Origin of the sequence: Terrisporobacter sp., assembly GCF_017888745.1 — a bacterium.
Lineage (GTDB): Bacteria > Bacillota > Clostridia > Peptostreptococcales > Peptostreptococcaceae > Terrisporobacter.
In genome coordinates this window covers 1-8,768 of sequence record NZ_JAGHFM010000123.1, presented here as the reverse complement: position 1 = coordinate 8,768, position 8,768 = coordinate 1, and the positions used below count along the sequence as shown (strand labels likewise).

General features: G+C 26.7%; 9 protein-coding genes and 1 other annotated feature. Of the genes, 7 read left to right on the top strand and 2 right to left on the bottom strand.

Going from position 1 to position 8,768, the window contains the following annotated elements; translation table 11 throughout:
- The first annotated feature begins 247 nt into the window (after positions 1-247).
- Positions 248-499, top strand: a binding site (T-box leader).
- A 157-nt stretch (positions 500-656) separates the two neighbouring features.
- A complete protein-coding gene (gene asnA / locus J7G74_RS06040; protein ID WP_297133139.1) occupies positions 657-1,661 on the top strand; it encodes an aspartate--ammonia ligase in 1,005 nt (334 codons plus the stop codon).
- Between the two features lie 58 nt (positions 1,662-1,719).
- Here asnA and J7G74_RS06035 read toward each other — a convergent pair whose 3' ends face one another.
- Positions 1,720-2,148 (bottom strand): hypothetical protein, encoded by a 429-nt coding sequence (locus J7G74_RS06035; RefSeq protein ID WP_297133137.1) that lies wholly within the window; start codon positions 2,146-2,148, stop codon positions 1,720-1,722.
- A gap of 167 nt (positions 2,149-2,315) precedes the next feature.
- Positions 2,316-3,056 carry a class I SAM-dependent methyltransferase gene (locus tag J7G74_RS06030; protein ID WP_297133136.1) on the bottom strand — a complete coding sequence of 247 codons (741 nt, stop codon included), beginning with the start codon at positions 3,054-3,056 and terminating at the stop codon, positions 2,316-2,318.
- 141 nt (positions 3,057-3,197) lie between these two features.
- On the opposite strand from J7G74_RS06030, the gene J7G74_RS06025 reads away from it, so the two are divergent.
- The 6 genes from J7G74_RS06025 to J7G74_RS06000 form a co-directional block, all read left to right on the top strand.
- Positions 3,198-3,668 (top strand): VanZ family protein, encoded by a 471-nt coding sequence (locus J7G74_RS06025; protein ID WP_297133134.1) that lies wholly within the window; start codon positions 3,198-3,200, stop codon positions 3,666-3,668.
- Positions 3,669-3,739: 71 nt separating this feature from the next.
- Positions 3,740-4,144, top strand: a complete 405-nt coding sequence (locus tag J7G74_RS06020) for a GtrA family protein (protein ID WP_297133132.1) — start codon at positions 3,740-3,742, stop codon at positions 4,142-4,144.
- 62 nt (positions 4,145-4,206) lie between these two features.
- The gene (locus tag J7G74_RS06015; RefSeq protein WP_297133130.1) at positions 4,207-5,715 is read left to right on the top strand and encodes an AAA family ATPase; all 1,509 of its coding nucleotides are present in this window, start codon (positions 4,207-4,209) and stop codon (positions 5,713-5,715) included.
- Positions 5,716-5,765: 50 nt separating this feature from the next.
- Positions 5,766-6,452 (top strand): hypothetical protein, encoded by a 687-nt coding sequence (locus tag J7G74_RS06010; RefSeq protein ID WP_297133127.1) that lies wholly within the window; start codon positions 5,766-5,768, stop codon positions 6,450-6,452.
- 153 nt (positions 6,453-6,605) lie between these two features.
- A complete protein-coding gene (locus J7G74_RS06005) occupies positions 6,606-7,550 on the top strand; it encodes an L-lactate dehydrogenase (RefSeq protein WP_297133124.1) in 945 nt (314 codons plus the stop codon).
- Positions 7,551-8,479: 929 nt separating this feature from the next.
- The coding region (locus tag J7G74_RS06000; RefSeq protein ID WP_297133121.1) for a YveK family protein at positions 8,480-8,768 on the top strand (289 nt) is incomplete at its 3' end.

Sequence of the window (8,768 nt, the reverse complement as noted above, 5' to 3'; positions counted from 1 at the left end):
TTTGGAGAAATAACTGAGAAATAGTCAATTTATATATGATGTAACCTTATATCATATTTGTTAATTAATTTTACTTAAAAATTATTATTTTCTGTCAATCAATAAGGGGCCTGTTAAGGCCCCCTTTCAATTTTACTAAAATGAATATATTTTTTATAAATAGTAATAATAATTATAAAATATCTATTGACATTATGATATTAATGATTTATCATTACTATTAAATAAAAGCGAAATAGAAAAAATTGTAAATGCAATGAAGGGAAGAGTAGTTATAAAATTGAGTCAAAGCGAGCTGGTTATGGTGTGAGTCCAGTACAAGATTTATAATGAAGAACCTCCCAGAGCTACTAACCGAAATCTAAATTAGAGAGTAGACTTAGTCGGAACCAATCCGTTATCAAATTGGTGGTGTATTATTTAGTACGCTAATGAAGCTGAACTTTTATTAAAGTTAATTAAGGTGGTACCGCGGAAGAACAAGCCTTTCGTCCTTTTTATACAAGGATGAAAGGCTTTTTTTAATTTGTAAGGAAATTATATTGATAAATTTAAAAATCTAAATAGCTAGCTATTATATATCGATGTCGACGATGAAGTAATTAATTTTATTAAGAATATAAAACATAATTAAGAATCAAAAGGAGTGTTATAGTATGTGTTTAATGATACCAGAAAAATACGAATCAAGTTTAGGAGTTATAGAAACTCAACAAGCAATAAAGGACTTAAAGGACTTTTTTGAAAATAGATTAGGGGAAATGTTAAAATTAACAAGAGTTTCATCACCATTATTTGTTTTACCAGAAACAGGTACAAATGATAACTTAAACGGAGTAGAGACACCAGTAAGTTTTGAAGTTCCACATTTAAGAAAAAATGCTGAAATAGTACATTCATTAGCTAAGTGGAAGAGAGTAGCTCTAAAAAAATATGGTTTTTCAGTAGGCAGGGGATTATATACTGACATGAATGCCATAAGAAAAGATGAAGAGCTGGACAACTTACATTCTTTATATGTGGATCAATGGGACTGGGAACTTATAATAAATAAAGAAGATAGAACTATGGATACACTAAAGAAGGTTGTAAAATCTTTATTTAAAGTATTCAAAGAAACAGAAGAGCATGTTCATTCAATATACCCAGAAGTAGAATGTGTATTACCAGATGAAATAACTTTCATAACTTCTCAAGAACTTCTAGATATGTATCCAGACTTAACGCCTAAAGAAAGAGAAGATGCAATAGTAAGAGAGAAAAAAGCAGTATTCTTAATGCAAATAGGTAAATTACTAAGTACAGGAGAAAAACATGATGGAAGAAGTCCTGACTATGATGACTGGGATTTAAATGGAGATTTATTATTCTACAACTCAGTATTAGATAATGCTATAGAACTTTCTTCAATGGGAATAAGAGTAGATGAAGAAGCTTTAGAAAGACAATTAGAAATGGCAGGATGCGAAGATAGAAAGGAATTAGAATATCATAAAGCATTATTAAATGGAGAATTACCATATACAATAGGTGGAGGAATTGGTCAATCTAGAATATGTATGTTCTTCTTAAACAAAGCACATATAGGTGAAGTTCAAGTAGGAATTTGGCCAGAGCAAATGGTTGAAGAATGTAGTAAAGCTGGGATAAACTTATTATAAAATAGAAAAGTTCTCAAAATAGTTAACTACTACTTTGAGAACTTATTATTTTAAAATACTAAGCCCAATCTTTCCATTCTTTTATAAAGTAAGTACCGGCTAAAAATAATGCCCCACCGATACCTACATAAACAGCGGCCCAGCATAATGGATTTATAGTAGGAATAGTTCTTATTGTCATACCTAAGCCCATCATAAATACCATTATTGCATAGCTTTTAAAATCAAAGAAAGAAAATAAACAAAGCTTATCTTGCGATTTTGAACGAATTCTATCTCTGTGTTTTATTACTAGTTTTTTAAATATAAAATTAAAGAATATATAGAAAGTTATAGCTGTAACTACTGCTGAAATAAACATATGACTTGAAGAAGTCATAATAACCTCTGCACCTAGTTTAGCAACCATAAACCCTGCTATTAACCATAAGGAACCTGCTAAAAAAAGTAAATTTTTCTTATAACACCTAGGTGTAAATAACTGCATTATCATCATCTCCATTTTTTAGATTGTACTTATTATATACCCCTGTATATATGGATAAAACAAGATATGATTTACTTTATTAGCAAATAAAGCTATTTACATGGCAGAGACTGCTTTTATATATTAATAATTTGAAATACTATTAATTTATAAAAATAAGTATGAATTTAAAAATTTATTTTTTTAGCACTTATCATAAGAAACATAGGTCTTCTTAACTCATCTTTAAATCCAGGTAAGTTATCTATCATATAATCTGGTGGAATAGGCTCAGATATTTTAGTAATAACAAAACCATTTTGAATAAGAGTGTTTATGTAAGTTTCTAGAGTTCTATGATACTTAATTACTTCTTCACCTAAAAACTTTGGAGTTCTGATTCCCTCATACTGATAGTTGTCTACTGGCCAGTGTTGAATTTCTCCATTTTCATTGTAGTACCAGTCTTGTTCGTTATTTGCAGTAAAAATAGGGTGTTCTACAGAAAATATAAAGTCACCATTATAAGTCATAGAATTATATATTTTTTTACAAATATCATTAAAATCTTTTACATAATGAAAAGCTAGAGAGCTTATTACTACATCAAATTTATTAGACGGAAGGTCCACATCTTCCATAGAATTACATTCATATCTAATTTTTTTATCATTTGTTTGAGACATAGCTTTCTCAAGCATTTTGTTGGAAATATCAATTCCTAGTACTGATTTAGCATTATTTTGGGCAGCATAACGACAGTGCCATCCAAATCCGCATCCTAGGTCTAATACATTTTTATTCTCAAAATTAGGTAACATGTTTTTTAGGATATGCCACTCACCAGCACTTTCAAGTCCCCCAGTTGAACGAGGCATCTGGCTATATTTATTGAAAAAATTAGGATCATCATATTTATTTTGTTTCATAATATACCTCCAAGTTATAATATAATTTGTTACAAGGAGATGATAACATATTTATTTTTAGTATAACAAGTTATATGTTTTATTGTAATAATACTTTAAGTTAGTCTATAATAATATCTATGAATAAAAGGAGGGGTGACAATGAAAAAGAGTATATTAGCAATATTATTAGTATCTTGGATGGTGTTTATTTTCTCCATGTCATCTCAAGATTCTAATAAATCATCGAATACAAGTGGAGGGACTATTAGATTAATTTTATCAATGGTACCACAGTTTAATGAAAAATCAGAAGAATCTCAAGATGAAATAGTTGAGAGTTTACAACATATAACAAGAAAGAGTGCTCATTTCTTAGGATATATGTTACTGGGGATTTTAACAATATTGCTATTTTTAGAGTTTGAGAAACTAGAATATAAACCACAATGGGCATTTTTATTTTGTGTATTATATGCCATATCAGATGAGGTTCACCAGCTATTTGTACCAGGAAGGTCAGGTCAGATTAAGGATGTGTTGATAGATAGTTGTGGTAGTTTTTTAGGGATATTTGTGATTATGATTTTCATAAAGATTAAAAACTTTAATAAAGTATTTAAACATTTATAGAAAAATTAATAAAATTATAAGAAACTCACAAAATAAGAGATGACAATATCTAAAAAACAAGGAGACATCATATGGATAAATCTCTATTTAATATAAAAAGTGCGAAAATAAAAGAATTTTTAAGATATACAGTAGTTGGGTGTATAAATACTCTTATTTATTATATATCTTATCTAGTTTTTATGAATATTTTTAATTTTTCTTATAAAATTTCTTTTGCAGCAGGATATGTGATAAGTATAATTTTTTCATACTTTTTAAACACATATTTTACATATAAAGAAAAACCTAGTTTGAAGAAGTTTTTGATTTTTCCTCTGACTTACATACCTAATTTTATTATTCAGTATATAGGAATGATACTTTTAGTGGATCATTTTAATATGAATAGAAAGTTGGCACCTATTATAACTGCAATAGTATCAACTCCCATAACTTTTTTTGTAATGAGATATGTTATAAAGAAGAAAAAATAGTATATTCTACTCACTCTCTGTGAAAAATACTCATTATGAGAAGTATATGATGAGGTGAGGATGTGAGAAATACAGTAATTAAACTTAAAAGTATAGAGCTTAATAATTTTAAAAATGTTAAGAATGGGAAAATAGAGTTTAAAGAAGGTAGAGAATTAAATTCTATTTCTAATATACTTGGTATTTATGGTCAAAATGGATCTGGGAAGACTTCTGTTATAAATGCAATTTATTTATTAAAAAGGTTGGCATCTGGTCAAGGGCTTATAAAAAAACATTTAAATTATATAAATAGTGAGTCGGACTTTGCAACATTAAATTTTGAGTTTAGGATATGGGATAAAGAAGAACTTTATAGGGTTTTTTATAAATTTGAAATAAGAAAAAAGGAAATTAGAAAAACTAATTTTGAATACAATATGCCTTTTATAACTGAAATTTATGATGAAAATTATAATGATAATTTTAAATTTACAAAAGACTTCGATATAGAAGTATCAAAAGAAAAATTAAGCTACTCAAAATTTGAAGACAACATGTGGAAAAATAGAGTAACTATAATAGATTATGATATAGATAATAAGGATTATGCTTTTAGACCTATAAAAAATTATAAAGAAGTGGCAAACACTACGGATAAGAAGGTATCTATTGGAATAGCTAAAGGATTAAGTGAAGAAAATGCAACTTCCTTCATATTTAATATAAAGAGTTTTGCACTACTTATTTCTTCTTTTTCAAAAACTAATAAAAACCACAGCAAGATTATTACAAGTATTAGAAACTTTGCTATACTAAATCTTTTTGTAATTCAAAATGATGATTTGGGAGTAATTAATAGTAATATACTTATACCTTTTTCATTCATGCTAGATAATAATAAAAAAATGGTGAGAGGAAATATTAATATAAAATTATTTGATACTTCAACCATTGAAATTGATAAGTTTGACACGGTGAAGAAAATTTTAGAACAAATTAATATAGTTTTATCTACTTTAGTTCCAAATTTAAAAATAGAATTAAAGAATTATGGAAAAGAAACTACATCAAATGGCAAAGAAGGATATAAAGTTGAACTTTTATCACTTAGAGGTAAAAATGCAATTCCTTTAAAATACGAATCAGATGGAATTAAGAAGATAATTTCAATACTTAGTGTGCTAATTGGCATGTACAACAACGAAAATATTTTGGTTGCCATAGATGAGCTAGATGCAGGTATTTTTGAATATTTACTTGGAGAGATTCTTGAAATCTTAAGTAAAAATGCTAGAGGACAATTGATTTTTACATCTCATAATTTAAGAGCTTTAGAAAAATTAAATAAAGATTTAGTGATTTTTACTACGACTAATCCTGAAAATAGATATATTGGTTTAAACTCTATAAAAGGAATGAACAATCTAAGAGATTTTTACTATAGAGGAATTATTTTAGGTGGACAGAGAGAAGAACTATACGATGAAACTAATAAATATGAAATAAGTTATGCCTTCCAAAAAGCATGGATGATTAATCATAATATAAATAATGAAAGTTATAAGGACAATATAGATAATGAAATCTAGAAAATTTATATTAATAATCAAGGGTACATATATAATAGAAGGAAAAATTCATGAATAAGACTAAAAAAATAGCTCTATTCATTGTGGAAGGTATAACAGACGAGAATTCTCTTAGTTTAATTTTATCTAAATTAATAGGAAGTAAATTAGTTCATTTTCATGTTATCAATCAAGATATAACTTCAGAGTTTAACTCTAGTTCACAAAATATAGTAAGAAAAATTGATGGAGAAGTGAGAAAATATTTAGCTCAAAATAATGGTATCAAAAGAACAGATATTAAGCAAATTATACATTTAGTAGATACAGATGGAACCTTTATTAAGGATGATTTTGTTTTAGAAGATATGAATCATGAGAAAGCTTTTTACACTATGGACTCTATAAAAACTAATAAAAGAAAAAATATAATATGTAGAAATGAAAGAAAGTCTAGTATTTTAAATAAATTGTACCAAACTAATTTTATAGGAAAAATTCCTTATAAAGTTTATTATTTTTCTTGTAATCTGGAGCATGTATTACATAATAGTCAAAATACTCCATGTGGTCAAAAATCTCTATATTCTTATAAATTTGTAGATGAGTACGTTGGAAAAGAAAAACAGTTTGTAGATTTTATAAGCACCAATTCCTTCGCTGTAAAAGGAGAATATAAAGATACTTGGAAATTTATTAAAAAGGATTTAAATTCTTTAAAAAGATATTGTAACTTTCATCTTTTCTTCAAAAATTAGGTGATAACAATATAATATTAAAAAATAATATTATAGAAAAATCTATATAATGTGCTTATTCCTTTAATGTGCTTAAATGAATATTTGAAAATAAATGACAAAATGAGGAAATTGAGATAATATTATAAATAAAATGTAAAAGGGGTAATGAGAATGGAAATGAAAAATAGAAAAGTAGGAATTATCGGAGTAGGCCATGTTGGGGCACATGTTGCTTTTTCTTTAGTAACACAAGGAATAGTAGATGAGCTTGTTTTAGTTGATATAGATAAGCAGAAAGCTATAAGTGAAAGACATGACTTATTGGATGCAACTGCATATTTACCACATAGAATAAGAGTAAATGTGGGAGAATATGAAGATTTAGCAGATTGCGATATAATAGTTAACAGTGTTGGGAAAATATCTGAAGATAGAGATCGTTTAGCTGAATTACAAAATAGTGTAGATATGGTCAAATCTTATATAAATAGAATTATGGATGCAGGATTTGATGGAATAATAATAAACATTACAAATCCATGTGACATAATAGCTTACTATATTCAACAAGTATCAGGACTTGAGCCATCTAGAGTAATTGGTACTGGTACAGGGCTGGATTCATCTAGATTTAAAAGAGCTTTAGCTGAAGATACTGGAGTAGATGAAAAATCTATAAATGGATATACTTTAGGAGAACATGGTGACTCTCAAATGATACCATGGTCCACTGTAAGTTTAGGAATGAAGCCTTTACATGAATTGGAAAAAGAAAGACCAGAAACTTTTGGAACATTAGACAAAGAAGATATACTATATAGAACTGTAAAAGGTGGATGGTTTACTTACGAAGGTAAAAAAGCTACAGAGTTTGGTATAGCATCAACTGCTGCAAGAATGATAAGAGGAATTTATCATGATGAAAAATACGTTACTACTGCCTCAACTTTATTAGAAGGACAATTTGGAGAAGAAAACTTATATATAAGTATACCTGTTGTAATTGGTAAAGATGGTGTAGAAGATAAGTATGAGCTAAGTTTAACTGATGAAGAACTGGCTAAATTCAAAAATTCTTGTAATGTGGTAAAGGATTATATTTCTAGAATCAAATAGTTATATATAATTTGTAAAATTTAATTAACAAAGAATAACAATATAAAATAGATTAGCAATTTTTTATAAAAAATTAATAATTTAAGAGTGAAAAATCCTAATATAGATTTATTATGTTAGGATTTTTTAATTGTAAGGAAAATATAATTTAACATGAAAAAAAGGCAACCTTTGGGGAAGATTGCCTTTGGCATATTAAATAATATGTAAAATTAAGAATGGACTACATTATATAGTTTTCATTCGAGCCTAAGTTAATTATAGTGGAAATCGTTTGCGAATGAAAGTGTAATATATTTATTTCTTAAAAAAATAAAACTATTTGTTATAAAATGTAAAATTCTCAGTACCTAGGTACTGAGAATTTTTAGCATTATATTTTACTCATTATTAAGGAGAAGTATATTTACTTAAGGGAATAAAACGCCCTATTAATTATACTATGTCCAAGTATTTAACTTACATTCATAAAATAGTGTTTTATTTTTATTAATATATATAGGTTATAATTACACTAATTATAAAAAGAATTATAGAATTTTTCTTTAATATGGTATGAATTAGGTATATAATTAGTGCAGACATGAACTATATTTCATTTGATACGGATAAAGTTCGCAAAAAGAAAGAGGGTTGCAATGATATATGCTATAATACATGAAAATTACTCGATAAATGTCATAATTTGTAAAATAAATAGAAATAACGTTATCACTAAATAAAATAAATAAATATTCAGAAAAAAATAAAAATAATAATGTAAAATTAAGAAATGCTAGGAATTAAAAATATATTTTTATATACAAAAATAAAAAAATAAAAAATGTATGTTGAATGGTAAAAGTTCGTATGTTAATATATTATGTAGAATAATAAAAAGGAAAATTATAGAGAAAATAGTATTTTCTTGTCTTGCATAGGAGGTAAAAATGGAGGAAACAATCGATTTAAGGGAGTATTTCTACATAATTAAGAAAAAATTATGGGTAATAGCTCTATCAGCAATTATATGTGGTTTAGTAAGTGGTTTAATAAGCTTTTTTATGTTAAATCCAGTATATGAAGCAAGTACAACATTAATTGTAAATAAAGAAGAAAAAGATGAAAAAGTACAAATGAATACAAGTGACGATTTGAATTTCGTCCAAAAACTAGCAGTAACATATGGAGAAATTATCAAATCTAGAACTGTAATTACATCAACAATTAATAAGCTTG

Excerpts from the sequence above, each read along its gene's own strand:
- J7G74_RS06030 (WP_297133136.1), bottom strand. The coding sequence starts at position 3,056 with ATGAAACAAAATAAATATGATGATCCTAATTTTTTCAATAAATATAGC.
- J7G74_RS06005 (WP_297133124.1), top strand. The coding sequence starts at position 6,606 with ATGGAAATGAAAAATAGAAAAGTAGGAATTATCGGAGTAGGCCATGTT.
- asnA (WP_297133139.1), top strand. The coding sequence starts at position 657 with ATGTGTTTAATGATACCAGAAAAATACGAATCAAGTTTAGGAGTTATA.
- J7G74_RS06035 (WP_297133137.1), bottom strand. The coding sequence starts at position 2,148 with ATGCAGTTATTTACACCTAGGTGTTATAAGAAAAATTTACTTTTTTTA.
- J7G74_RS06020 (WP_297133132.1), top strand. The coding sequence starts at position 3,740 with ATGGATAAATCTCTATTTAATATAAAAAGTGCGAAAATAAAAGAATTT.
- J7G74_RS06010 (WP_297133127.1), top strand. The coding sequence starts at position 5,766 with ATGAATAAGACTAAAAAAATAGCTCTATTCATTGTGGAAGGTATAACA.
- J7G74_RS06025 (WP_297133134.1), top strand. The coding sequence starts at position 3,198 with ATGAAAAAGAGTATATTAGCAATATTATTAGTATCTTGGATGGTGTTT.